This window comes from Pseudomonas sp. NPDC077186, assembly GCF_044543505.1.
Taxonomy (GTDB): Bacteria; Pseudomonadota; Gammaproteobacteria; order Pseudomonadales; family Pseudomonadaceae; genus Aquipseudomonas.
Map to the genome: position 1 here is coordinate 614354 of NZ_JBITWE010000003.1, position 24580 is coordinate 638933.

23 protein-coding genes are annotated in these 24580 nt (G+C 68.0%); 9 read left to right on the plus strand and 14 right to left on the minus strand.

Annotated elements, in window-relative coordinates; genetic code table 11:
* The first annotated feature begins 66 nt into the window (after window positions 1–66).
* Entirely contained in the window at window positions 67–1815 is a 1749-nt protein-coding gene (locus ACIGKL_RS14820; protein WP_397487375.1) for a DUF1302 domain-containing protein, read from the plus strand.
* A gap of 14 nt (window positions 1816–1829) precedes the next feature.
* On the plus strand, window positions 1830–3176 hold the full coding sequence (locus ACIGKL_RS14825; protein ID WP_397487376.1) for a DUF1329 domain-containing protein: 1347 nt from the start codon (window positions 1830–1832) through the stop codon (window positions 3174–3176).
* A gap of 111 nt (window positions 3177–3287) precedes the next feature.
* Here ACIGKL_RS14825 and ACIGKL_RS14830 read toward each other — a convergent pair whose 3' ends face one another.
* The gene (locus ACIGKL_RS14830; protein WP_397487377.1) at window positions 3288–3908 is read right to left on the minus strand and encodes a TetR/AcrR family transcriptional regulator; all 621 of its coding nucleotides are present in this window, start codon (window positions 3906–3908) and stop codon (window positions 3288–3290) included.
* Between the two features lie 281 nt (window positions 3909–4189).
* Here ACIGKL_RS14830 and ACIGKL_RS14835 point away from each other — a divergent pair, with 281 nt between their 5' ends.
* From ACIGKL_RS14835 to ACIGKL_RS14845, 3 genes are read left to right on the plus strand one after another with little or no spacing between them, the layout of a single operon-like run.
* Complete coding sequence (locus ACIGKL_RS14835; RefSeq protein WP_397487378.1) at window positions 4190–4990, plus strand: alpha/beta fold hydrolase; 801 nt, start codon at window positions 4190–4192, stop codon at window positions 4988–4990.
* 57 nt (window positions 4991–5047) lie between these two features.
* Window positions 5048–5926 carry an alpha/beta fold hydrolase gene (locus ACIGKL_RS14840; RefSeq protein ID WP_397487379.1) on the plus strand — a complete coding sequence of 293 codons (879 nt, stop codon included), beginning with the start codon at window positions 5048–5050 and terminating at the stop codon, window positions 5924–5926.
* A 3-nt stretch (window positions 5927–5929) separates the two neighbouring features.
* Window positions 5930–6289, plus strand: a complete 360-nt coding sequence (locus ACIGKL_RS14845; protein ID WP_397487380.1) for a hypothetical protein — start codon at window positions 5930–5932, stop codon at window positions 6287–6289.
* A 4-nt stretch (window positions 6290–6293) separates the two neighbouring features.
* On the opposite strand, the gene ACIGKL_RS14850 is transcribed toward ACIGKL_RS14845, so the two are convergent.
* The 5 genes from ACIGKL_RS14850 to ACIGKL_RS14870 all read right to left on the minus strand — a co-directional run bounded on the left by ACIGKL_RS14850 (window position 6294) and on the right by ACIGKL_RS14870 (window position 11080).
* Window positions 6294–6689: a DUF3301 domain-containing protein gene (locus ACIGKL_RS14850; protein WP_397487381.1), complete on the minus strand. Its 396-nt coding sequence runs from the start codon at window positions 6687–6689 to the stop codon at window positions 6294–6296.
* A 105-nt stretch (window positions 6690–6794) separates the two neighbouring features.
* Window positions 6795–7280 (minus strand): acyl-CoA thioesterase, encoded by a 486-nt coding sequence (locus tag ACIGKL_RS14855; protein ID WP_397487382.1) that lies wholly within the window; start codon window positions 7278–7280, stop codon window positions 6795–6797.
* 154 nt (window positions 7281–7434) lie between these two features.
* Window positions 7435–8166: a substrate-binding periplasmic protein gene (locus tag ACIGKL_RS14860; RefSeq protein ID WP_397487383.1), complete on the minus strand. Its 732-nt coding sequence runs from the start codon at window positions 8164–8166 to the stop codon at window positions 7435–7437.
* A 50-nt stretch (window positions 8167–8216) separates the two neighbouring features.
* Entirely contained in the window at window positions 8217–9596 is a 1380-nt protein-coding gene (locus ACIGKL_RS14865) for a glutamine synthetase family protein (RefSeq protein ID WP_397487384.1), read from the minus strand.
* Window positions 9597–9688: 92 nt separating this feature from the next.
* Window positions 9689–11080: an aspartate aminotransferase family protein gene (locus tag ACIGKL_RS14870; protein WP_397487385.1), complete on the minus strand. Its 1392-nt coding sequence runs from the start codon at window positions 11078–11080 to the stop codon at window positions 9689–9691.
* A gap of 249 nt (window positions 11081–11329) precedes the next feature.
* Between ACIGKL_RS14870 and ACIGKL_RS14875 the strand changes: the two genes are divergently transcribed.
* A complete protein-coding gene (locus ACIGKL_RS14875) occupies window positions 11330–11983 on the plus strand; it encodes a GntR family transcriptional regulator (protein WP_397487386.1) in 654 nt (217 codons plus the stop codon).
* Window positions 11984–12331: 348 nt separating this feature from the next.
* On the opposite strand, the gene ACIGKL_RS14880 is transcribed toward ACIGKL_RS14875, so the two are convergent.
* From ACIGKL_RS14880 to uvrD, 6 genes are all read right to left on the minus strand, one after another.
* Window positions 12332–12739: an SMI1/KNR4 family protein gene (locus ACIGKL_RS14880; protein ID WP_397487387.1), complete on the minus strand. Its 408-nt coding sequence runs from the start codon at window positions 12737–12739 to the stop codon at window positions 12332–12334.
* A gap of 75 nt (window positions 12740–12814) precedes the next feature.
* Window positions 12815–13183, minus strand: coding sequence for a VOC family protein (locus ACIGKL_RS14885; protein WP_397487388.1), 369 nt, complete (start codon window positions 13181–13183; stop codon window positions 12815–12817).
* A gap of 99 nt (window positions 13184–13282) precedes the next feature.
* Window positions 13283–14125, minus strand: coding sequence for a Tim44 domain-containing protein (locus tag ACIGKL_RS14890; protein ID WP_397487389.1), 843 nt, complete (start codon window positions 14123–14125; stop codon window positions 13283–13285).
* Window positions 14126–14341: 216 nt separating this feature from the next.
* The gene (locus ACIGKL_RS14895; protein WP_397487390.1) at window positions 14342–14920 is read right to left on the minus strand and encodes a TetR/AcrR family transcriptional regulator; all 579 of its coding nucleotides are present in this window, start codon (window positions 14918–14920) and stop codon (window positions 14342–14344) included.
* A 198-nt stretch (window positions 14921–15118) separates the two neighbouring features.
* Window positions 15119–16213, minus strand: coding sequence for a TRAP transporter substrate-binding protein (locus tag ACIGKL_RS14900; protein ID WP_397487391.1), 1095 nt, complete (start codon window positions 16211–16213; stop codon window positions 15119–15121).
* Between the two features lie 35 nt (window positions 16214–16248).
* Entirely contained in the window at window positions 16249–18432 is a 2184-nt protein-coding gene (gene uvrD / locus ACIGKL_RS14905; protein ID WP_397487392.1) for a DNA helicase II, read from the minus strand.
* Window positions 18433–18662: 230 nt separating this feature from the next.
* Here uvrD and ACIGKL_RS14910 point away from each other — a divergent pair, with 230 nt between their 5' ends.
* Together ACIGKL_RS14910 and ACIGKL_RS14915 are read left to right on the plus strand one after the other, a co-directional pair.
* Complete coding sequence (locus tag ACIGKL_RS14910) at window positions 18663–21545, plus strand: EAL domain-containing protein (RefSeq protein WP_397487393.1); 2883 nt, start codon at window positions 18663–18665, stop codon at window positions 21543–21545.
* 127 nt (window positions 21546–21672) lie between these two features.
* Complete coding sequence (locus ACIGKL_RS14915) at window positions 21673–22335, plus strand: hypothetical protein (RefSeq protein ID WP_397487394.1); 663 nt, start codon at window positions 21673–21675, stop codon at window positions 22333–22335.
* Window positions 22336–22351: 16 nt separating this feature from the next.
* On the opposite strand, the gene ACIGKL_RS14920 is transcribed toward ACIGKL_RS14915, so the two are convergent.
* Entirely contained in the window at window positions 22352–22777 is a 426-nt protein-coding gene (locus ACIGKL_RS14920) for a VOC family protein (RefSeq protein WP_397487395.1), read from the minus strand.
* A gap of 103 nt (window positions 22778–22880) precedes the next feature.
* Here ACIGKL_RS14920 and ACIGKL_RS14925 point away from each other — a divergent pair, with 103 nt between their 5' ends.
* Window positions 22881–23735, plus strand: coding sequence for a LysR substrate-binding domain-containing protein (locus ACIGKL_RS14925; RefSeq protein WP_397487396.1), 855 nt, complete (start codon window positions 22881–22883; stop codon window positions 23733–23735).
* Between the two features lie 73 nt (window positions 23736–23808).
* Here the strand turns inward: ACIGKL_RS14925 and ACIGKL_RS14930 are convergent, their stop codons facing one another.
* Entirely contained in the window at window positions 23809–24579 is a 771-nt protein-coding gene (locus tag ACIGKL_RS14930) for a MetQ/NlpA family ABC transporter substrate-binding protein (RefSeq protein ID WP_397487397.1), read from the minus strand.
* Window position 24580 lies beyond the last annotated feature (1 nt).

Below are 24580 nucleotides of genomic sequence, written 5' to 3' on the forward strand. Positions count from 1 at the left end.
ACCGGCGTACTAATTTATTCGGAACCGATGTTCCGATTCCGATAAAAACAACAGCTGGAGGTCATCGTGGCACATCAAGGAAGGGGCCTGGCGGCAGCCGGCCTGGCATTGCTCGGGGCGCTGCCATTCGGCGTGGCGCAGGGGTTTCAGACCCGTCATGGCGACTGGGGCGTGTCGCTGGACACCACCCTGTCCTACGGCGTCAGCTACCGCATGGAGGGGCAGGACAGCAAGCTGATCGCCCGCGCCAACGGCGGCAAGGGCGACAACGCGGCGCTGATCAACTCCGACGACGGCAACCTCAACTTCAAGAAGGGCGAGCTGTTCTCCGAGGTGGTCAAGGCCGTCTCCGAACTGGACCTGCGTTACCAGGAACAATACGGCCTGTTCGTCCGCGGCCGCGCCTTCTACGACTTCGAACTCGAAGACGACGAGCGTCGCCATCGCCCGATCAGCGACGTCGGGCTCGACGAAGCTGGCTCCAGTGCCGACCTGCTCGACGCCTTCGTCTATGGCAGCTGGACGCTGGGCGAGCGCGCGCTGAACGCCCGTCTCGGCCGTCAGGTGATCAACTGGGGCGAGTCGCTGTTCTACCAGAACGGTATCGGCGCGACCAACCCGGTGGACATCAACGCGCTGCGCGCCCCGGGTTCGGAGATCAAGGAGGCCTATATGCCGACCGCCATGGTTTACGCCTCCTTCGAGCTGCGCGACAACCTCAGCATCGAGGGCTACTGGCAGCCGGGCAAGGCCTGGGAGGCGTCGAAGATCGACCCCTGCGGCACCTACTACTCGACCCTCGACGTGCTCGGCGAGGGCTGCAACTACCTGTCGGTGGCGCCGCTGCAGGAGGCCCTGCTCGGCACCGCCTTCGACAGCCCGGCCGCGGCCGCGGCCTACGGCGAGGCGCTCGGTCCCGGCTTCGTCAACGAGCTGATCCGCGGCTACCTGCCGCGCACCTTTATGCCGCGGGCGCAGGACATCGACGGCGACGACGCGCCGCAGTACGGCGTGGCCCTGCGCTGGTACGTGCCGCAGCTCAACGACACCGAGCTGGGTTTCTACTACCTGCGCTACAACATGCAGGTGCCGATGATCGGTCTCACCGTCGGCCAGCCGGTGCTGGTGCCGGTGGTCGGCCTGCTGCCGGACGCCAGCAGTTCGCGCTACTACGCCGAATACCTGGAGAAGCGCGACCTGTTCGGCGTCAGCTTCAACACCTCGGTCGGCGGCGACAGCATCTTCAACGGTCTGTCGCTGGCCGGCGAGCTGAGCTACCGACCGGACACGCCGATCGCCCTGGGCCTGGGCGAGTACCTGCCGGATGCGCTGTTCGGCAGCCTCGCCGGCCTGCCGGTGGGCACGCGGCTGGACGGCTACCGCGAGAAGGACATGCTCCAGGCCTCGCTGTCGGCCATCTACAACTTCACCGGGCTGCTCGGCGCCAACTCCGCGACCCTATTCAGCGAACTGGTGGCCAGTCGGGTGCAGGGCCTGGAGTCGGACGTCGACTACTACGAGGCCACCAGCAGCGCCTACGGCGCCCAGGCCAGCCTGCAGCTGACCTACAGCAACGTGTTCAACCTGGTCACTTTGGCGCCGAGTGTCAGCTACCAGTACAGCATCAACGGCGTCGCCCCCCAGCTTACCAACGGCCTCGACGAGGAAGCGCAGAGCTGGTCGCTGGGCCTCGACGCCATCTACCAGGAGGCCTTCACGGTCGGCGCCCGCTACGTCGGTTACAGCGGCGGCGGCTTGTCGAACAAGCGCAGCGACCGGGATTTCCTCAGTTTCAACGTCAAATACAGCTTTTGAAGGGGACGCAACGCATGACTCGATCAGGATTTCTGCTGGCGGCCCTGCTGACCAGTTCGCTGGCCCAGGCCCAGGTCGACGCCGCGCAGGCCGCGCGGCTCGGCCAGGATCTCACCCCCATGGGCGCCGAGCGCGCCGGCAATGCCGCCGGCAGCATTCCCGCCTGGGACGGCGGCCTGGCCCAGGACAGCGGCGCCTTCGACGCCAAGCTCGGCTACAAGGACCCCTTCGCCGCCGACCAGCCGCTGTTCACCGTGACCCACGCCAACGCCCAGCAGTACCGCGAGCAGCTCAGCCCCGGTCAGCTGGCCATGTTGCAGCGCTACCACGACAGCTGGAAGCTCAAGGTCTACCCGACCCGGCGTTCGGCGTCCTACCCGGACAAGGTGTACGCCGCGGTCAAGACCAACGCCACGACAGCCAAGCTGATCGAGAACGGCAACGGCATCGCCGACTTCCAGCTGGCCACGCCCTTTCCCGTTCCCCAGTCGGGCCTGGAGGTGCTGTGGAACCACCTGGTGCGCTACCGCGGCGACAGCGTCAAGCGCTACTACGCCCAGGCCGTGCCGCACGCCAGCGGCGACTACTTCATGACCCGCATCGAGGACCTGTTCCTGTTCAACCAGGACGCCGGCGATCACAGCAAGGGCAACGGCAACGTGCTGTTCTACTTCCGCCAGTCGGTGCTGGCGCCGGCGCGCCTGGCCGGAACCGAGCTGCTGGTTCACGAGACCGTCAACCAGGTCAAGGAGCCGCGCCTGGCCTGGCTCTACGCCGCCGGCCAGCGCCGTGTGCGGCGCACGCCGAACGTCGCCTACGACTCGCCCGGCACCGCCTCCGAGGGCATGCGCACCACCGACAACTTCGACATGTTCTCCGGCGCGCCGGACAAGTACGACTGGCAGCTGCTGGGCAAGCGGGAAATGCTGGTGCCCTACAACAGCTACCGCTTCGCCGCCAAGAGCAACAAGTACAGCGACATCGTCCAGCGCGGCCACGTCAATCCCGAGCTGCTGCGCTACGAGCTGCACCGCGTCTGGCACGTGCGCGCCACGCTGAAGGCCGGCCAGCGCCACCAGTACAAGCGCCGCGACTTCTACTTCGACGAGGACAGCTACCAGATCCTGCTGGTCGATCACTACGACAACCGCGACAACCTCTGGCGCCTCGGCGAGTCCTACACCATCAACTATTACGACCAGCCGCTGGTGTGGACCAAGGGCGACGCAATATACGACCTGATCGGCGGCCGTTATGTCATCGGCATTCTGTCCAACGAAGAACCGGCGGATCAGTTCGATATTGCCCTGAAACCCACCGACTTCACCCCGGCGCAACTTAGAAGGGACAGCGTGCGTTAAGGAAGTGCTGGAAAGAGTATTTACCGTCACTCCCGCGAAGGCGGGAGCCCAGCTACTACGGAGACTCTGAATCTGCGCCGACGCGGGAATGACGACTCATTCAGAGTTCCCTCAACTATCGGCAACTTTCAGGTAATTGCAGATAAGCCGGGAAAGTTCCTCTGGCACAACTTCTTTGGGGGTCGTGCCGAGGCTGCCGACCATGGTGAAGTAGTTCATCCCGGCCAGCAGCATATGGGCGCACAGATCGGCCGCCTGGGCGGGGTTGGGGTGGCCCAGTTCGGCCGGGTTGGCCAGGGCGATACGGCAGAAGGTCTGACCGATATGGGCATTGAGCTGATGGAAGCGTTGACGGAAACGCGGGTCCGCCGAGCTGCGCCGGATCAGCGCGCGGAGCAGGCCCTCGCTGCCGTCGAACTGGCGCACGAGGCCCTGGATAAAGGCCGCGACCCGCGTCGCCAGGGGCGTTTCGGCATGCGCCAGCTGCTCGGCGAGGGCGTCGATGGCGCTGCCGCTCTGCTCGATGAAGCGTTCGTGCACGGCGTACAGCAGCACGTCCTTGTCGCCCAGCAGGCGATAGAAGGTGCCCACCGAGGAATCGGCCAGTTGGGCGATCTGGGAGATGCCGGTGTCTTCGAAGCTGTCGTTGGCGAGCAGCTCGGCGGCGACGTTGAGGAAGCGTTCCAGAGCCTTTTTGCTGCGTGCCTGGGTAGGGCTGGCGATGCTGTACATGATCAATTCTCGAACCGGCACGGGCCGATTCTAGGGGGTTTGACTATTCAAGGCAAATAACCGCTCGATAATTAGGTAAGTTCTGGAAAGGCCATTTACCGTCACTCCCGCGCAGGCGGGAGCCCAGGAGCTGAGGCGGTTCTGGATTCCCGCCTGCGCGGGAATGACGACTATTTCAGAGTTTCCTTGGAAAGTTGATGGATTAACGCCCCGCGAATGATTCCTTAATTGCGAGTCGAGGGCACTTTATTGTTTGTCGTTAATTAAGGAGTCGCGTGAATATGGACTATCTACACTTACCCAGTGGACGCATCGCCTATGTTTGCCGCGGCCAGGGCCCGGCGGTGCTGTTGCTGCATGGCCTGGGTTCCTCGTCGCTCGACTGGCAACCGCAGATCGAGCACCTGGCCCGGCACTTTCGGGTCTATGCCCTGGACCTGCGCGGCCATGGCCAGAGCGCGCCGTTGCGTGCGCCGGTGAGCCTGGCCGAGCTGGCGGCGGATGTGGCCGACTTCATCCGCGCCCTGGATATCGAGCCGTGCGTCCTGGTCGGCATCTCCATGGGCGGCATGCTCACCTTCCAGCTGCTCGCCGATCACCCCGAGCTGCTGCGCGCGGCGGCGGTGGTCAACAGCGCGCCGAGCTTTCCGCTGGACAGCTGGAAGATCCGCGCCCAGGTCGGCCTGCGCCTGCTGCTGGTGCGCGCGCTCGGCCTGCCGACGCTGGCGCGGCTGCTGGCCGGCAAGCTGTTCCCTAAGGCCGAGCAGCAGGCGCTGCGTGAGCAGCTGATCGAGCGCATCGCCGGCAACGACCGCACCTCCTACCTGCACGCGATGCGCGCCATTCCCGGCTGGAGCGCCTTGCCGCGGGCGGCGCAGGCGGACACCCCGCTGCTGGTGGTGGCCGGAGACCGCGACTACACGCCGCTGGCCTACAAGCGCGCCTACGTCGCGCAGCTGCGCAACGCCCGCCTGGAGGTGATCGAGGACTCCGGCCACGCCACCCCGCTGGACCAACCGCAGCGCCTCAACCTGCTGCTGCAGGCCTTTATCGCCGAACATTCGCCGCCCGCGGCGGCCTGACGCGGCGCCGGCGCGCCGCTACACTGGCCAGCCGTCATTGGCTGCGGCTGGTCCTCTATGCAACTGCTTCCCTGGTCCCATTCCTGTTCCGCCGGCTTCACCCTGCGCGGCTGGCACAGCCCGCCCTCGGGCAAGCCGCTGCTGCATTTCCTGCACGGCAATGGCTACTGCGGGCGGGTCTACGAACCGATGCTGGCGCGGCTGGCCGAGGACTTCGACCTCTGGCTGTGCGACGTGCAGGGCCATGGCGACAGCGATCACGGCGGCCGCTTCCACGGCTGGAACCGCAGCGCCGAACTGGCGCTGGAGGCCTTCGAGGCGCTGCGCGCGCCGTTCGGCGCGGTGCCGCGCTTCGCCCTCGGCCACAGCTTCGGCGGCGTACTGACCAGCCTGATCCTGGCGCGCCACCCCGGGCTGTTCCAGCGTGCCGTGCTGCTCGATCCGGTGCTGTTCAGCCCGGCGATGATCGGCGTGATGGCGCTGTCCGACGTGGTCGGCCTGGCCCAGCGCAGCGGCATGGCGAGCAAGGCGCGCAAGCGCCGCCGGCAATGGCCGGATCGCCCCGCCGCGCACGCCGCGTTGCACGGCCGCGGGATGTTCCGCGGCTGGGACGAGGCGGCTTTTTCCGCCTATATCGAGCATGCGCTGAAGGAGGTGGCGGACGGCGTCGAGCTCAAGTGCCGGCCGAGCCGCGAGGCGGAGATCTTCGGTTCCTACCCGCGCCGCCTGTGGCCGTCGCTGGCCAAGGTGAGCACGCCGACCGAGGTGATCCACGGCGCGCGCAGCTATCCCTTCGTCGCCCGCTCGGTGGCGCGCTGGTGCGCGGGCAACTCCCATGTGCGCGGCCAGGTGGTGCCGGGCGGGCACTGTTTCATGCAGGAGCGGCCGGGCGACAGCGCCGAGCGGGTGGCCGATTTTCTGCTGCAGCGGAGCTAGATGATGCCGGCGGGCCGGGAGGAGATCTGGCTGGCGCTGTCCGACCTGTGGCTGGACAGCGAGCTGGATGAGCCCTGGTTGCGCAGCATCGCCGCGGTGCTGCGCCGCAGCGGCCTGAGCCGCGCGGAGCTGGAGCAGATCTTCTACTACGAGGTGGCGCCGGTGGTGTGGCTCAACCACTGGGTGACGGCCGGGGTGTGGGGCGCCTTCGACCGCGACTGGCTGGTGGCGGGCTGTCGGCGCAACCGGATGCGCGGACGTTGGCATCGTCTCCTCTGCCGGCTGCTGCGCCGACCGATGAGCTACGGCTGCCGCGACGAATGGCAGCAGGTGCTGGCGCTGCTCGATAACGAGCTGCGCTGAGGCCTCATTCGGCCTTGCGTCGCCAATCCTCCAGGCGAATCACCTTGTCGCTGCCCTGGGTCGCCACCGGTTCCGGTTGGGCGTCGAGTACCGGGTGCGGCTGCAGCTCGATACGCCCCAGGTGTTGGCCGAACATGCTGATCTGCCCGCGCAGGCGCTGCTCGCCGGTGACGGTGAACTCGAAATCGTAGAGCCGCGCCAGGCGCCGGTGGCCGCGGGCGTCGCGCAGGATGGCCAGACGGCGCAGGGCCACCGCGCCGTCCAGCAGCTCGACGTCGAGCCGGGCGCAGTGCTGCTTGGCCAGGCTCAGCGCGCGTTCGCGAATGCCGTGGCCGCGCCACAGCCAGGCGCAGAAGGCGGCGAACAGCATCAGCAGGAAGACATCGAACAGATCGATCATGGCGGCTCCGACGGCGGGAGACAGAGCTTAGCCTATCTGCCGTCCGATTCTCAGCTGCCCGCGCGCACCAGGCGTTCACGGCCCTCGCCGGCTGCCACGACCGCGTCAGCTTTTCTCCTCGCTCATGGCCTGGTAGCGCTGCTGCAGTTCGGCGCGAATCTGCCGGCGCTGTGCCGCCTGGCGCTGCCGGCGCAGGCCGTCGGGGGTGTCCGGGTGCAGCTCCGGCACCGGCGCCGGGCGGCCCTGCTCGTCCACCGCGACCATGGTGAAGAAGCAGCTGTTGGTGTGGCGCACCGAGCGCTCGCGGATGTTCTCGGTGATCACCTTGATGCCGATCTCCATCGAGGTGCGCCCGCAGTAGTTGACCGAGGCGAGGAAGGTGACCATCTCGCCGACGTGCACCGGCTCGCGGAAGATCACCTGGTCCACCGACAGGGTCACCACGTAGCGCCCGGCATAGCGGCTGGCGCAGGCGTAGGCGACTTCGTCGAGGTACTTGAGCAGGGTGCCGCCGTGGACGTTGCCGGAGAAGTTGGCCATGTCCGGGGTCATCAGTACGGTCATCGTCAGTTGCGCGGTTCCGGCTTCCATAGGTACTCCGTGGGCGGGGGGATGGGCGGGACGCTGCAGGACGCCTGCCGTCGTGCCGGCTCGGCGCCGGGATCGCGGCGGCCTCCTGCAAGGACGCCGGCGGGCGCTCGCGCGCCACAGTCCGCCGCCGCTTTGGTTGTCTGGCGGCCTGGGCTCAGCGCAGGCCGTAGTGCGCCTTGAGCCGCTGCACGCTGGCGTCCTGCTCGACGAGGAAGCGGTCGAAGCGGCGGATCAGTTCCGGGTGGCGGTAGCTGCTGAGGTGGAAGCTGGTGTAGATCAGCGGCAGTTGCTGGTCCAGCTGCAGGTAGTCGTTGGCCAGGCCCAGTTCGCCGAGCTGGTAGCGCACCACCTGGGGGTTGGCGTAGAGCGCATCGAGCCGGCCGCGGGCGACCATGCGGATCAGGCTCTGGATGTCCTGGGTCTCCACCAGCTGCACCCCGCCCTTGGCCAGCAGCGGCTGCCAGGCCTCGGCGGTGAAGCCGCGCACCGTGCCGAGCTGGCGCACCCGGGCCAGGCCCTGACCGCGCCGCTCGGCGAGCACCAGGGTGCCATCGACGATCTGCGCGGCGGCATCGCTGTAGTGCAGGCGCCGCCCGGCCTTGGCCTGGCGCGCCCAGGCCGGGTTGTCGGGGAACAGCAGATCGAGGCTCTGTTCGTCGAGCAGGTTGCGGTACAGGCGGTTGATCGGCTGCGGCAGCAGTTCCAGGGTCAGGCCCTCGTGCTCGGCGAAGGCCTGCAGCAGGTCGAGGCAGTAGCCTTCGGGCGGGCTGCCGGCGACGGCACGGTAATAGGGGAAGTAGTCGTGCAGCTCGATACCGACGCGCAGCGTCTCGCCCTGGCCCAGATTGGCCAGCAGCGCCAGAGCCAGCAACAGCCAGCGTTTCATGCCTTTCTCCCCGCCCCTCGCCGTTGCAAGCTTAGCCCAGGGTGCGCCGCTCAGGCGTGGCTCAGGTACCAGCGCCAGTCCTGCTCGCCCACCTCGCCCATAAACTGGCGGTACTCGGCCCATTTGATCGCCAGGAACACCTTGAGGGACTCCTCGCCCAGCGCCTGTCTGGCCCAGGCGGAGTTTTCCAGGGCGCGCAGCGCGGTGAGCCAGTCGGTGGGCAGGGTCTCGCGGGCCTGCTGGTAGCCGTTGCCGACTATGGCCGCGCCCGGATCGATCCGCTCGCGGATGCCGGTGTGGATGCCGGCGAGGATCGCCGCCGCGGCCAGGTAGGGGTTGGCGTCGGCGCCGCAGATGCGGTGCTCCACATGCCGGCTGTTGGCCGGCCCGCCCGGCACGCGGAACGACACGGTGCGGTTGTTCACCCCCCAGCTCTTGGCCAGCGGCGCGTAGCTGTTGGCCTGGAAGCGGCGGAAGGAGTTGGCGTTGGGGCAGAAGATCGCCAGGGCGTCATTCAGTGTGGCCATCATCCCGCCGATGGCATGCCTCAAGAGCGTGCCCTGCCTGCCTTCAAGGTCAGAAAGCTCGCTGGCCATCAGGTTGTTGCCGTCCGCGTCGGCCAGCGACACGTGCATATGCAGGCCACTGCCGGCCTGGTCGCCGAACGGCTTGGCCATAAAGCAGGCCTGCAGCCCGTGCTTGCCCGCCACGCCCTTGACCAGGCGCTTGTAGCGCACGCCTTCGTCCACCGCCTGCAGGGCGTCGAAGCGGTGCTCCAGGGTCAGTTCGAGCTGGCCGGGGGCGTATTCGGAGATCGCCGTGCGCACCGGCAAACCCTGTATTTCGCAGGCGGCGTAGAGGTCGTCGAGGAACGGCTGCAGCTGCTCCAGCTCGTACACGCCGTAGACCTGCGGCGCCTGCGGGCGCACGCCGTTCATCTGCATGGCCGGCTGCGGCCGGCCGTTGGCATCGCGCTGTTTATCCAGCAGGTAGAACTCCAGCTCCACCGCCATCACCGGGTGGTAGCCGTCGGCCTTGAGCGCCTCGATGGCGCGCACCAGCACGTGGCGCGGGTCGCCCGGGGTGGCCGGCAGGCCTTGGGTCGGGTGCATGCTCACCTGCAGCTGGCCGGTGGGCACCGCGCGCCAGGGTTGCAACGTCAGGCTGCCGGGGATCGGGTAGGTCCAGCAGTCGGCGTCGGCCACTTCCCAGACCAGGCCGCTTTCTTCGACGTCCTCGCCCTGGATGGTCAGCGACAGGATCGAGCTGGGCAGCGGCCGGCCGTGCTCGTAGATGGCCAGCAGTTCGTCGCGATGCAGCAGCTTGCCGCGCGGGATGCCGTTGGCGTCGATCAGCATCAGCTCGATGCTGCGTACCTCGGGGTGGCGTTCAAGGAAGTCGCGGGCTTCCTGGGGATGGGCGAATTGCATGGTGGTTCTCGCAGAAGGTCGTTTGGGCGCCAGTCATCCTGTGGGAGGGGCTTTAGCCGCGACAATCGCCGCTGAAGCGCCTCCCACAGGCACTACTCGCGGGCGCCGGGAATGGCCAGCAGCTCGGTGAGGGCTTGGTCCAGGGTGGCGATCAGCCGGTCGACATCGGCCTCGGTCGTCGCGGGGCAGCACAGGCTCATATTGTGGAAGGGGGTGATCAGGATGCCGCGGTTGATCAGGTACAGGTGCAGGGCCATCTGCAGTTCGTCGTGGAAGGCCGCCTCGGCCTCGGCGCCGGTGCGCGGCGCGGTGGCGCAGAACTGGAATTCGCAGCGCGCGCCCAGCTCGGTCACCGACCAGTTCAGCGCGTGCTGGCCGATCAGGCGGCGAAAGCCCGCCGCCAGTCTGGCGGCCAGGGGCAACATATGGGCGTAGGCCGCCTCGGTCATCACCTGTTCCAGGTTGGCGCGCATGCAGTGCATGGCCAGGGCGTTGGCCGACAGGGTGGTGCCCATGCCGCTGTGGCCGTGGCCCTGGCTGCCTGCGCTGGCGCGCTGGCGCGCGGCGGTCATGGCGTCGGCCATTTGCGCGCTGCAGCCGAAGATGCCGCAGGGCACGCCGCCGGCGATGGGTTTGCCGACCACGAAGAAGTCCGGCTCGAGACCCCAGAGTTTGGTGCAGCCGCCGATATCGGTGGAGATGGTGTGGGTTTCGTCGATGATCAGCAGTGCGCCGTATTTCTTGGTCAGCTCGCGGCACTGCTGCATAAAGCCGGGATCGGGCAGGACCATGCCGATATTGGTCATGGCCGGCTCGCAGAGCAGGGCGCAGACATCGCCCTGGGCCAGCGCGGCCTCCAGGGCGGCGACATCGTTGAACGGGATCGAGCGGCTGTACTGGGTCAGGTCGTAGGCCTGGCCGACCAGCCCGGAGCGCGCCACGGTCTGGCCGTCTCTGTGGCGCACCATCACGTCGTCCACCGTGCCGTGGTAGCAGCCGTCGAACACCAGCAGGGTCTTGCGCTGGGTAATGTCGCGGGCCCAGCGCAGCACATAGCGGTTGGAATCCGTGGCGGTGGCGGTGACCTGCCAGTAGGGCAGGCCGAAGCGCGCCGCCAGCAGTTCGCCGCAGAGCACCGCGTCCTCGCCCGGCAGCATGGTGGTCAGGCCGTTGTGGCCCTGCTCGGCGATGGCCTTGGCGATCGGCTCCGGCGAGTGGCCGAACATGCTGCCGGTGTCGCCCAGGCAGAAGTCGATGTATTCGTGGCCGTCGACGTCGTAGAAGCGCGCGCCCTTGGCCCGCTCGACGAACAGCGGGCAGGGCGTCGACCAGTCGGCCATCCAGTGCATCGGCACACCGCCGTACAGCGAATGCCGCGCGCGCTCGGCCAGGGCCGCGGACTTGGGGTTGCGGGCGAGGAACAGGGCGCGCTCGGCGGCGGCGAAACGTTCCACGGCGGCGGGGCTGATAGCGCTGGCGGTCATCTGGGCATACCTCGGTAAGAATCTGGCGGTATGATATTTTGTGATCACATATTAGTAAATGATGCAGATGAATCCGCTATATTTCACCGATATACGGTTTTTAGTGATCACAAATAAGGTGCGCCAGTTCGTCGCTTAGGCACAAAGCGACGTTTGGAGTACACTCGTGCACATTTTTCGCGGAGGCCGCCATGCGTGACTGTAGCCTGACCCTTGCCCAACTGCCGGCGCCGCCGCTGGAGGCGCTCGATGGCCGATAACCTGCAGGAGCAGCTCTACCAGAAGATTCGCGAGGGCTTGCTGGCCGGGCGTTTCCAGCCCGGCGAACGGCTGAAGATCCGTGACCTGGCGGCGCAGTGGGGCACCAGCCCGATGCCGGTGCGCGCGGCGTTGCAGCGCCTGGTGGCCGAGGGCGCGCTGGAGGGCGAGCCGCAGCGTTCGGTGCGGGTGCCGGCGATGACTCGCGAGCGCTACGAGAACATCTTCCAGGTGCGCCTGGGGCTGGAGGGGCTGGCGGTGGAACTGGCCACGCCGCGCCTGCAGGCGACCGACCTGGCCCTGCTGCGCGACTGCGTGGCGCGCATGGATACGGCCATCGAGCAGCGCCAGGTGCAGGGCTACCTCAGCGCCAACAGCCAGTTCCACCTGCACCTGTACGGCGCCTGCGGCAACCCGGTGCTGCTGCGCTCGATCGAGTCGCTGTGGCTGCAGATCGGCCCCTTCTTCAACCGCCTGTTCACCGGCGCCGACCTGTCGCTGCGGCTCAACGACTTCCACGAGGACGCCTTCGCCGCCATCGAGGCCGGCGACGCCAAGGCCGCGCGCCAGGCGATGGAGCAGGATCTGCTGTACTTCGCGCGCTTTCTGCTCAACCTGTTGGCGCTGGAGCAGGGCGAGGGATGAAGCGTCGCGGCTAAAGCCCCTCCCACGAACTAGCGCCATGGCCCGGATGCAATCCGGGTCGATCTCAAGGAGGCGACAAACCCGCTGCATGCGGCGCACCCCATGCACCAGGACAGCCTGTAGGTTGGGTTGAGGAGCTTGCGACGAAGCCCAACGGGGGATTGGCGGGGCGCTAGGGGCTCGCCGAGCGAAGCCCTTCGGGCTCCCTGTTGGGCTTCGCTGCGCTCAGCGCCAACCTACCACGCCAACCGCCGGCAACTGCGGCCGGCGCAGCGCCTCGTAGGGTGCGCCGCACATGCCGATGAGATGAGGCTGGTGCGCATGGCACACCCTACGGCAGAGCCGCGCTCAGCTTTCCAGCCAGACGTCGCGGCACCAGTGCCACACCGAGTCCCAGCTCTCGTCGGTCAGCTCGCCCTCGTCGCCGTCCCACAGCCAGACCTGGCCTTCCACGTCCACCGCATAGTAGTCGCGGCCGCTCTGGCACAGCGGCACCAGGTCGCGCGGCAGGCCCAGGCTCCAGGCCTCGGCGGCCACTTCCGGCAGGTAGGTGTGCGCTTGCGGATCGCTGGCGGTGACCGGCTCCAGGCGGCCGTAGACCACGTCGCTGACCTTGAGCAGGAACTCGCGCAGCTCGAAGGGCAGGTGGATAAGGATCTGCTCCTGGATCTCCACCAGGGTTTCCTCGTCCGGCAACTCCAGCGGCACCGGTACCGGCTCGTTGAGTTCGCGCAGCTGTTCGATGACTTCTTCCACGGGGCAACCTCCTGATCAATGCGGCGGGCTTTATACCCCAACGGCCTGCTGGGGCGGTATCGGCGCGCGACGGCCTCAGCCGGCGTGGAAGAAGGCCAGCTTGTTGCCGTCCGGGTCGCGGAAGTAGCCGATATAGAAGCCGGGCATGCGCTCGCCCGGCGCGCCCTCGTCGCTGCCGCCGAGGCTCAGCGCCTTGGCGTGCAGTTCGTCGACCTTTTCCCGCGAGCCCGCCACCAGGGCGGTCATGCAGCCGTTGCCGACGCAGGCCTGCTGCTGGTCGTAGGGCAGGCAAACGCCGAACATCGGCTGCTGCATGCTGGTGCCGAACAGGGCCAGCCGGCCCATATCCACCAGCGGCTTGGCGCCGAGGCCGGCGAGCAGCTCGCCATAGAAGGCCTTGGCGTTGTTCAGGTCGTGGGTACCGACTGTGGTGTATCCGATCATCCGCGTGTGCTCCTCGAGGTAGGCGCTATCACTCTAGCCGAAAGTCGGCGGGCAAAAGAAACCCGGGACAAGCCCGGGTTTCTCTGCTGCGCGGCGCGATCAGTTCTGGCGGATGCCGGCGATCAGCCAGGGCTGGTTGTCGCCCTGGGCGCGCTCCAGACGCCAGCTTTCGCTGAACGGCTCGCCCTGGTCGAAACGCGAGGTCTTGGCCACGCCGCTGAAGGTCAGGGTGGCGGTGGTCTTCTCGGCGTTGTCGTCGACGCCGTCCAGCTGCACGGCCAGCTCGTCGATATAGGTGGACTGGAAGCCCTCGCCCAGTTCGGCGCGCTCGCGCTTGAGGAAGTCCAGCAGCTGCGGGGTGACGAACTCGGCGATCTTGTCCATCTCGTCGGCGTCCCAGTGCTGCTGCAGGTTCATGAAGTGCTCGCGACCGGCGGCGATAAAGCTCTGCTCGTTGAACCAGGCCGGCGCGTTGATCACCGGACGGGCCGCGGCAGCGGCGTTGCCGCCAAAGATCGAGGTCGGCGCGGCGCTGGCCGGCATTTCGCGCTGGTAGGGCGCGCCGGCGGCGGCGACTTGTGGCTGCTGACGGGCGCGACGGGCGGCGAGGAAGCGGAACAGCAGGAAGGCGATCAGGCCGAAGATCAGCATGTCCATGATCTGCAGGCCTTCGAAGCCGTCGCCCATGAACATCGAGGCGAGCAGGCCACCGGCGGCCAGACCGGCCAGCGGGCCGAGCCAGCGCGAGGCGCCGCCAGCGGCGGCCGGTTGGCGACCGGCGGTCGGGGCGGTGGCGGCCGGCTGCGTGGGCTGGGCCTGACGGGTCTGGTGGCTGGGCGCGGAGCCGAACGACTTGCCGCCGCCGAAGCGCTTGGCGTGGGCCTCGAAGCTGAAGGTCAGGGCCAGGCACAGGACCATGGCGATACTGAGGAAACGCTGCATCACGGTTTTCTCTCTGGTGGAAAGGCGTGGCGGCATCTTGCCCGGCATGGGCGGCGATGACCAGTGACAGAATGTTTCCGGCTTTTGCCCGCAGGGTACGGTATGACCTGGGTAGGGTGCGCTGTGCGCACCAGGTTTCCGTGCCGCGGGGCCCTCGGTGCGCGCGGCGCACCCTACGGATTAGCGGTGCAGCAGGGCGTTAAATGGCGCACCCGGTTAGCGTTGCAGCAGCAGGGCCAGCGCGCCGCAGCGCAGCTGGCCGCGCAGGAAGGCGCGGAACTCGGCGGCGTCTTCCTCGGGGTGGCGCAGCCAGTGCACGAAGCTGCGCAGGTAGGCGCCGGTGAGCAGGGTCTCTTCGGCGATGCGGCGCAGGTGCAGGGTCCGTCGCCCGGCGGCCTCGCGCCACCACTGCACGGTGCGGCTGACGCGCATCAGGCCGAGCAGCTGCAGGTGGATATGCCCGGGTTCGAGCTTGTACAGCAGCATCTGCCCGGTCACCGCGCGGTGCGCGGCGAGGCTGTCGAGCCAGGCCAGCAGGCAGGCTTCCAGGCGCTGTTCGGCGTTCAGCTCGGCCAGATCCGGCTGGCGCGCGCGGGCCAGCATGGCCAGGTCGGCGCGGTCGAACCAGGCTTCGACCAGGGCGTCCTTGTCGCGATAGTGGGGGGCGATGTCGTCCAGCCCGGCGCCGAGGGCGGCGGCCACTTCGAACAGGTGCAGGCGCTCCCAGCCGCAGACGTCGGCCAGCTGCAGGGCGCTGTCGAGGATGCGGGCGGGGCTGAGGGCGGCTTTCTTCATCGGTTCACCTCGCGTACGAGTATGGCCGCGCCGCCGCCACCCAGGGCCTGAAACGACAAACGGAAGCCGAGGCTTCCGTTTACGGGCATGTCATCCGGGCTACGCAGTTCGTAGGGTGGATCGCGCTTCACCGATCCACCGTTTGGTGGATGTAGAACGCGACATCCACCAAACGCTTGCCCGGCTGCGACCCTCGCCTCAGCGCCAGTTGTACAGTTCCTTCTCCGAGACCGAATGCATCGGCGCGGCGAGGGCCTGGAAGGCCTTCATCGAGGCCCAGATGCGGCCGTTCAGCTCGCTCTGCGCGGCCAGTTCGCCGAGTACCAGGTCGGCCTCGCGCTGCATGGCGTCGAGCACCTCGTCGGGGAAGCGCTTGAGCAGGGTGCCGCTTTTCTTCAGCTGATCCAGGGCCAGGGCGTTGTGGTAGACGTAGTCGTCGAGCATGTCCTGGCTGGCGGCGCGGGCGGCTTCGGTGAGGATCGCCTGCAGGTCGGCCGGCAGGCTGTCCAGCGCCTTCTGGTTGACCAGCAGCTCGAGCACCGCCTGCGGCTCCTGCCAGCCCGGGTAGTAGTAGTACTTGGCCGCCTGCTGCAGGCCGAAGGCCTGGTCGTTGTAGGGGCTGACCCAGTCGGTGGCGTCGATGGCGCCGGTCTGCAGGGCGGTGAACACCTCGCCGCCGGGGATGTTGACGGTGATCGCGCCGAGCCTGGCCAGCACTTCGCCGCCCAGGCCCGGGGTGCGGATCTTCAGGCCCTTGAGGTCGTCCAGCGAGTCGATCTCCTTGTTGAACCAGCCGCCCATCTGCATGCCGGTGTTGCCCACTGCGAAGGGCTTCACCCCGAACGGCGCATAGGCTTCGTCCCACAGGGCCTGGCCGCCGCCCTTGCTCAGCCAGGCGTTCATTTCCAGGGTCGACAGGCCGAACGGCACCGAGGTGAAGAACTGCGCGGTGCTGACTTTGCCCTTCCAGTAGTAGGCGGCGCCGTGGCCCAGCTCGGCGGTGCCGCGGGACACGGCGTCGAACACCTCCAGCGGCGGCACCAGTTCGCCACCGGCATACACCTTGATGGTCAGGCGGCCGTCGCTCATGACCTTGACCCGCTCGGCCAGGCGCTCGGCGGCGGTGCCCAGGCCGGGGTAGTTCTTCGGCCAGGCGGTGACCATCTTCCACTGGAAGGTCTGCGCCGGGGCGGCAGCGGCGGGTTCGCTGCCGGCTTGCTCGTCCTTGCAGCCGGCCAGGCCGAGGGCGGCCAGCAGGGCCGCGGTGGCGGTGAAGAGATGACGGCGGTTCATCGGGGCTTCCTTATTGTCCGGGCTACGGTTATTGGTCAAAGCGCTTCCAGCTTGGCGTAGCTGAGCATCAGCCACTTGCTGCCTTCGCTTTCGAAGTTCACCTGCACCCGTGCCTGCGCGCCGGCACCCTCGAAGTTGAGGATGGTGCCCTCGCCGAACAAACTGTGGCGCACGCGCTGGCCCAGGTTGAACGGCGTCTGCGGCACGGCGCTGCCGGCGAACAGGCTGCCGCCGCCCATCGAGCTGGTGCTCACCGGGCGGCTGACGCTGTTGGAGAGGCGCACTTCCTGAATCAGCGGGGCGGGGATCTCGCGGACGAAGCGCGACACCTTGTTATAGGTCTCGCTACCGTAGAGACGCCGGGTCTCGGCGTAGCTGATCACCAGCCGGTGCATGGCACGGGTAATGCCGACATAGGCCAGGCGGCGTTCTTCTTCCAGGCGGCCCGGTTCTTCCAGGCTCATCTTGTGCGGGAACAGACCCTCTTCCATGCCCACCAGGAACACCAGGGGGAATTCCAGGCCCTTGGCGCTGTGCAGGGTCATCAGTTGAATGCTGTCCTCGTTCTCGGCGGCCTGGGTGTCGCCGGCCTCCAGCGAGGCGTGGGTGAGGAAGGCCTGCAGCGGGCTCAGCTCCTCGTCTTCGTCGTTCTCGAAGGCGCGCGCGGCGCTGACCAGTTCCTCCAGGTTCTCCACCCGCGCCTGGCCCTTCTCGCCCTTTTCCGCCTGGTGATAGGCGATCAGCCCGCTCTGCTCGATGACGGTCTGGGTCATCAGGTGCAGGGGCATGGCCAGCACCTGCTCGGCCAGGCTGTCGATCAGCTCGATAAAGCCGGCCAATGCACTGGAGGCACGGCCGGGCAAGGCCTTATTGGCGAGCATCAGGCGAATCGCTTCCCACATATGCACGTCGTGGGCGCGGGCGTATTCGCGGATGCTCTCGACGGTCTTCTCGCCGATGCCGCGCGCCGGCACGTTGACGATGCGCTCCAGCGCCGCGTCGTTGCCGCGGCCGTCGAGCAGGCGCAGGTAGGCCATGGCGTTCTTGATCTCGGCGCGCTCGAAGAAGCGCTGGCCGCCGTAGATGCGGTAGGGGATCTTCTCGCGCAGCAGCGCCTCTTCCAGTACCCGCGACTGGGCGTTGGAGCGGTAGAGGATGGCGATCTCGCTGCGCTTGAGGCCTTCCTTGCGCAGGGCGTCCTCGATGCTCTCGACCACGTAGCGCGCTTCGTCGTGCTCGTTGAACGCGGCGTACAGCGCCAGCGGCTCGCCGTCGTCGCCGTCGGTCCACAGCTCCTTGCCCAGGCGCCCCTGGTTATTGGCGATCAGCGCGTTGGCGGCCTTGAGGATGCCGGCGGTGGAGCGGTAGTTCTGCTCCAGGCGGATCAGCTGGGTATCGGGAAAATCGCTGGAGAACTGTTGGATGTTCTCGATCCGCGCGCCGCGCCAGCCGTAGATCGACTGATCGTCGTCGCCCACCACCATCAGGCTGTCGCCGCCCTTGGCCAAGAGGCGCAGCCAGGCGTACTGCACGGCGTTGGTGTCCTGGAACTCGTCCACCAGGATATGGCGGAAGCGCCGCTGGTAGTGCTCGAGCAGGCCCGGCTTGTCGCGCCAGAGGTCGAGGGCGCGCAGCAGCAGCTCGGAAAAATCGATCACCCCGGTACGCGCACAGGCCGCCTCGTAGGCCTCGTAGATGCCGCGCATGGTGGCCAGGAACAGGTCGCCGCCGGCCTGGATATGCGCCGGGCGCAAGCCCTCGTCCTTCTGTCCGTTGATAAACCACTGCGCCTGCTTGGCCGGCCAGCGCTGCTCGTCCAGGCCCAGCTCGCGGATCACCCGCTTGATCAGGCGCTGCTGGTCGTCGGAGTCGAGAATCTGGAAGTTCTCGGCCAGCCCGGCTTCCTGCCAGTGCGCGCGCAGCAGGCGATGGGCCAGGCCGTGGAAGGTGCCGACCCACATGCCGGCCGGGTTGTGGCCGAGCATCTGCTCGATGCGCGCGCGCATCTCGGCGGCGGCCTTGTTGGTGAAGGTCACCGACAGGATCGAATGGGGCGAGGCGCCCACCGCCTGGATCAGCCAGGCGATGCGGTGCACCAGCACGCGGGTCTTGCCGGAACCGGCGCCGGCCAGCACCAGTTGGCGCCCGAGCGGGGCGGCCACGGCCTGGACCTGGGCGTCGTTGAGAGAAGCGATCAGGAGTTTGGGGTCTTTTTGCATCGCGGCATTCTAGGGGGCGCGGCCACGCCGGGCAAACCGCGCGCGGCGCACGGCGGCAACCGACGACCGGCGGGTCGGCACGGCGGCCGGCGAACCAGGGCGGCGGCGCCACGGACGGCCCGTCGAAAGTTAGGCGCCAGCGGGTGAAATTGGTCACATCTTGGTTGGGCGATGCGTCTGTCTCGGGTATTCTGCCGCGACGCCTAGGCACCATTACAAGAAAATCGCCTATGACCGCCACCACTAGCGCCGTAGTCCCCGAAGTGACGCTGGATCCGCATGCGGCCGAACAGCTGTTCGCCACGGATATCGCCGTCGAACGTACCCGCCTGCTCTACCAGGGCTCGCGGCTGCCCACCCTGTTGATGCTGCTCACCGGCCTGGCCTGCGCCTTCCTGTTATGGAGCGAGCAGCGCGCGCCGCTGCTGGCCGCCTGGCTGGGCTGGATGGTGCTGCTGGTATTGCTGCGCCTGGTGCAGGTCAAGGCCTTCGACGCCGCACTGCCCAGCCGCCAGGCCGAAGCCCACTGGCGCCGGCGTTTCCTGTTCGGCGCCGGCGCCTCGGGGCTGACCCTGGCCTTCGCCGCCATCGTCCTGGTGCCGGCCGATGCCTTCTATCAGCAGGCGCTGCTCTACGGCCTGATCGCCGCGGCGATCCTCTCCGCCAGCGTCGCCTATGCCGTCAGTCTGCCGGCCTTCCTCACCTTCGCCTTGCCCTGCCTGCTGCCCTCGGTGGCCTTCCTGCTGGCCGAAGGCAACAACCTGCAGCGCGGCTGGGGCGGGCTCGGGGTGATCCTCTCGCTGGCCTTGCTGGTGGTGGCCTGGCAGGTCAACCGCCTGGTCCAGCGCAGCCTGCTGCAGCGGTTTCACAACCAGGCGCTGATCGCCAACCTGGAGCACGCCAAGCTGCGCGCCGAGGGCCTCAACGAGGAGCTGGCGCGCGAGGTGGAGCAGCGCCGGCGCGCCGAGCGCGAACTGCGCAGCGCCCATGGCGAGCTGGAAATGCGCGTGGCCGAGCGCACCCTGGAACTGGACGAGGCGACCCACGCCCTGGGCAAGAGCCAGGCGCGCCTGGCCCTGGCCCTGGAGGCCAGCGAACTGGGCCTGTGGGACTGGGATCTGGAAAGCGACCAGGTGCACCACTCGCACCTGCGCGAGCTGTTCGGCCTGGACGCCGAGCAGGTGCAGGTGATGCTGCGCGACCTGACCCCGCGCCTGCACCCGGACGACCTGCCGACGCTGCGCCGCGCCCTGGTCGAACATATGAAGGGGCGCAGCGACGGCTATCAGGTGGAATACCGCTTCAAGCACGCCGACGGCCATTGGCTGTGGATCGAGGATCGCGGTCGCGCGGTGGAGCGCGACGCCGCCGGGCGCGTGCGGCGCATGCTCGGCACCCGCCGCGACGTCAGCGCGCGGCGTCAGCAGGAACAGCAGCAGCGCCTGGCGGCGACGGTGTTCGAGGCGGCCAGCGAGGGCATCTTCATCCTCGACCCGGACTACCGCCTGCTGGCGGTCAACCGCGCGTTCAGCGCGGTGACCGGCTACGCCCGCGAGGAGGTGCTGGGGCGCACGGTGACCAGCCTGATCGGCAGCCGCGAGATGCGCCGCCAGTACCAGCTGATCCGCCAGGAACTGGACGGCAGCGGCAGCTGGCAGGGCGAGCTGATCGAGACGCGCAAGAGCGGCGAGCTCTATCCGCAATGGCTGCAGCTCAACCTGGTGCGCGACGCCAGCGGGCGGCCCAGCCATATCGTCGGCTTCTTCGCCGACCTCAGCGCGCGGCGCGAGGCCGAGGAGCGCCTGCGCTACCTGTCGCACTACGACGAGCTGACCGGCCTGGCCAACCGCAGCCTGTTCAAGGAGCGCCTGCACGAGGCCAGCCAGCGTGCGCGGCAGAGCGGGCGCAGCGTCGCCTTGCTGCATATCGACCTGGACCGCTTCAAGCTGCTCAACGACAGCCTCGGCCACGAGGTCGCCGACCAGCTGCTGCGGCAGATGAGCCGCCGCCTGACCCAGGCGGTGCCGGAGGCCGACTGCATCGCGCGGCTGTCCGGCGACGAGTTCGCCATCATCCTCGATGCCTACGGCAGCCTGTCCAGCCTGGCGCGGGTGGCCAGCCGGCTGTTGGCCAAGCTGCGCGTGCCGATGGACGTCGGCGGCCACGAACTGGTGGTCAGCGCCTCGCTGGGCATCAGCCTGCTGCCGGACTACGCGCGCGAGATCAGCGCGCTGATCAGCCAGGCCAACATGGCGGTGCAGCACGCCAAGCACCTGGGCGGCAACACCTTCCAGTTCTTCACCGACAACCTGCAGGCCTGCACCCTGGAGCGCCTGCAGCTGGAGAACCAGCTGCGCAAGGCGATCGAGGAGGGCCAGCTGGAGGTGTTCTACCAGCCCAAGCTGTGCCTGGCCGACGACAGCCTGAATGCCGCCGAGGCGCTGGTGCGCTGGCGCCATCCGGAGCAGGGGCTGGTGCCGCCCGGCGAGTTCATCGGCCTGGCCGAGGAAACCGGGCTGATCGCGCCGATCGGCGAATTCGTCCTGCGCCAGGCCTGTCGGCAGGCGCGCCAGTGGCAGCGCCAGGGCCTGGCGGAGATTCGCGTGTCGGTGAACATCTCGGTGCATCAGCTGCGCCAGGGCAACCTGACCAGCCTGGTGCGCCAGGTGCTGGAGGAAACCGACCTGGCGCCGCGATACCTGGAGCTGGAGCTGACCGAGAGCCAGTTGCTGGACAACGTCGACAGCGTCATCGCCACCTTCCGCCAACTGCGCGAGCTGGGGGTGAAACTGGCGATCGACGACTTCGGCACCGGCTACTCCTCGCTCAGCTACCTCAAGCGCTTCCCGGTGCACTACGTGAAGATCGACCAGACCTTTATCCGCGACCTGTCGCCGGGCGGCGAGGATGCGGCGATCACCCGCGCGATCATCGCCATGGCCCACAGCCTGGAGCTCAAGGTGGTCGCCGAGGGGGTGGAGACCCAGGCGCAGATGGATTTCCTCAAGAGCCAGCACTGCGACGAGATCCAGGGTTATCTGATCAGCCGGCCGGTGGAGGCCGAGGCCTTCGCCGCCTTGCTGCGTGCGCAGATCGACGCCCCGGTGTACTGAGAACCTGGGCTGTTCCCTCCCTACCCAGGCGTCACGGGCGCGGCCGGGCCGACCGAATCAAAGATGGCTGTGCCACGGCGGTCGCTGCGGGATGCTGGCCGCTCCCGCTCACGACAAGGAGTTCCCGATGGCCAAAGCCCCATCCCTGAGTCTGAGCCAGCGCCTGCTGCTGGCTTCGCAGAGCATGGCGCCGCTGGCGGTGAAGGCGGCCCTGGTGCAGAAGCTCGGCGCCGAGCAGGCGGCGCAGCTGTCGCCGCATCTGCCGCCGGCGCAGCTGCGCGAGCTGATCCTGGCGCTGCCCATCGAGTTCCTCGCCCAGGTCACCACCCACCTCGACCCGCAGCTGATCCTCGCCACCTACCTCAGCCTGCCCGACAGCCTGCACCTGGAGGTGGCGCGCCGGCTCTGCGTGATCGGCGCCTTCGCCACCGCCGCGCGCTACGCCGAATGCCTGTCGGCCCGGCAGGTCAAGGTGCTGATCTACGGCATCAACGACGCCGACCACGTGCTGCAGATCGCCCGCCATATCCTCGATATCGAGCTGATCGTGCAGAGTCTGCGCAGCTTCTCCACCGGTTACCTGTGCAAGCTGACCGAGGCGGCGGCGGCCGACGACAACGTCGCGGTGTCCGCCCGGGTGCTCGCCGGCCTGCCGTTGCCGCGCCAGGCGGACGTCTGCGCCCACCTCAAGCCGGCCGTGCTGGGCGAGCTGCTGCCGCAACTGCTGGCCGCCAACGAAGCGCTGCGCGACTTGCTGCCCGAACGCCTGCAGCAGACGATCCTGGCCTAGGGCGCACCGCCGGCTCTCACTTGGCGAACAGCTGGCCGATATCCTTGAACGCCTTGAACTCCAGGGCGTTGCCGCAGGGGTCGAGCAGAAACAGGGTGGCCTGCTCGCCGACCTGGCCGGCGAAGCGCACATGGGGCTCGATGACGAAGGCCGTGCCGCGCGCCTGCAGGCGCGCGGCCAGCGCCTGCCAGTCGTCCCAGGCCAGCACCACGCCGAAATGCGGCACCGGCACGTCGTGGCCGTCCACCGGGTTGCGGTGCGCCGCCTCCTGGTGCGCCATCTTCGGTGCTTCATGGATCACCAGCTGGTGGCCGAAGAAGTCGAAGTCCACCCAGTGCTCGCTGCTGCGGCCCTCGGCGCAGCCGAACAGCTCGCCGTAGAAGTGCCGCGCCGCGGCCAGGTCGTACACGGGAATCGCCAGGTGAAAGGGGGCTAGGGCCATCGCGGAGTTCCTCTTGGTTGTTCGCCCCCAGCCTAGCAACAGCCAAATCGATTGAAAGCGAATATCCTTGCTCGCAAGCTCAAATAATTTTGATGGATTGCCGATGCTGCGCGAGTTCAAGACCTTCGTCGCCGTCGCCCGTCTGGGCACCTTCGCCGCCGCCGGCCAGCAGGTCGGCCTGACCCAGTCGGCGGTCAGCGCGCAGATGCGCGTGCTGGAACAGCAGCTGGGCGTGCGCCTGTTCGACCGCAGCGGCCGCGCCGCCGTGCTCAACGCCGCCGGCCGGCATGCCCTGCCGCTGGCCGAGCAGATGCTGGCGTTGTACGCGCAGATGGCGCTGCCGCAGGCGGCCGACCAGTGGCAGGGCGAGCTGCGCGTCGGCGCTATCGCCACCCTGCAGACCGGCTTGCTGGCCGAGGCGCTGCCGCGCTTTCGCCAGCTGGCGCCGCGGGTCGAGCTGAAGCTGGTGCCGGGGGTGTCGCTGCAGCTGCTCAGCCAGCTGGATGCCGGCGAACTGGATCTGGCCCTGCTGATCAAGCCGCCGTTCCCGCTGCCCAAGGAGCTGCTGCAGGTGCCGCTGGCGCGCGAGCCCTTCGTGCTGATCGCGCCGCTGGCGACGGAGGGCGACGATCCGCTGCGCCTGCTCGCCGAACAGCCGTTCGTGCGTTACGACCGCGCCTCGTTCGGCGGCCGTCAGGTCAGTCGTTTCCTCCGCGAACAGCGCCTGAGCGTGCGCGAGGCGCTGGAGCTGGACGAGCTGGAGGCCATCGTGCGTCTGGTGGAGAACGGCATGGGCGTGGCCCTGGTGCCGCGCGCCGGGCTGTGGCTGCAGCGGCCGACGCGGCTGCGGGTGCTTGAGCTGGGCGAGCTGACCTTCCACCGCGAACTGCTCGCCCTGCTGCGCCGCGCCCAGCGCCAGCCGGCGCTGGATTGCCTGCTGCAGTGCCTGCAGGCATAGGCACCCTGCGTGCGCAACCTGCAGAAAAAAGCCCGCACGGCGGCGGGCTTATTGATCGGGTAGGGGCTGCGGCTTAGAACGCCGGCACCACGGCGCCCTGGTACTTCTCGGCGATAAAGGCTTTGACCTCGGCGCTGTTCAGCGCCTTGGCCAGCTTCTGCATGGCGGCGCTGTCCTTGTTGTCCGGACGGGCGACCAGCAGGTTGACGTAGGGCGAGTCGCTGCCCTCGATGGCCAGGGCGTCCTGGGTCGGGTTGAGTTTGGCTTCCAGGGCGTAGTTGGTGTTGATCAGGGCGAGGTCGACCTGGCTCAGCACGCGCGGCAGGGTGGCCGCCTCCAGCTCGCGCACCTTGATCGCCTTGGGGTTTTCGGCGATGTCCTTGGGCGTGGCGAGGATGCCGGCTTCCGGCTTGAGCGTGATCACCCCGGCCTTCTGCAGCAGCAGCAGAGCGCGGCCGCCGTTGGTGGCGTCGTTGGGGATGGCCACGGTGGCGCCTTGCGGCAGCTCGTTCAGGTTCTTGATCTTGCTGGAGTAGGCGCCGAAGGGCTCGACGTGCACACCAGCAACGCTGACCAGCTCGGTCTTGCGGCTGGCATTGAACTCGTCCAGATACGGCTGGTGCTGGAAGAAGTTGGCGTCGAGGTTCTTCTGCTGCACCTGCAGGTTGGGCTGCACGTAATCGGTGAACACGCGCACCTTCAGCTCCACGCCTTCTTTGGCCAGCGCCGGTTTGACGAATTCGAGGATCTCCGCGTGCGGCACCGGGGTGGCGGCGACGTTGAGGGTTTCGGCCTGGGCCGAGAAGGCCGCCAGGGCGGTCAGGGCGACGAGCAGCTTTTTCATA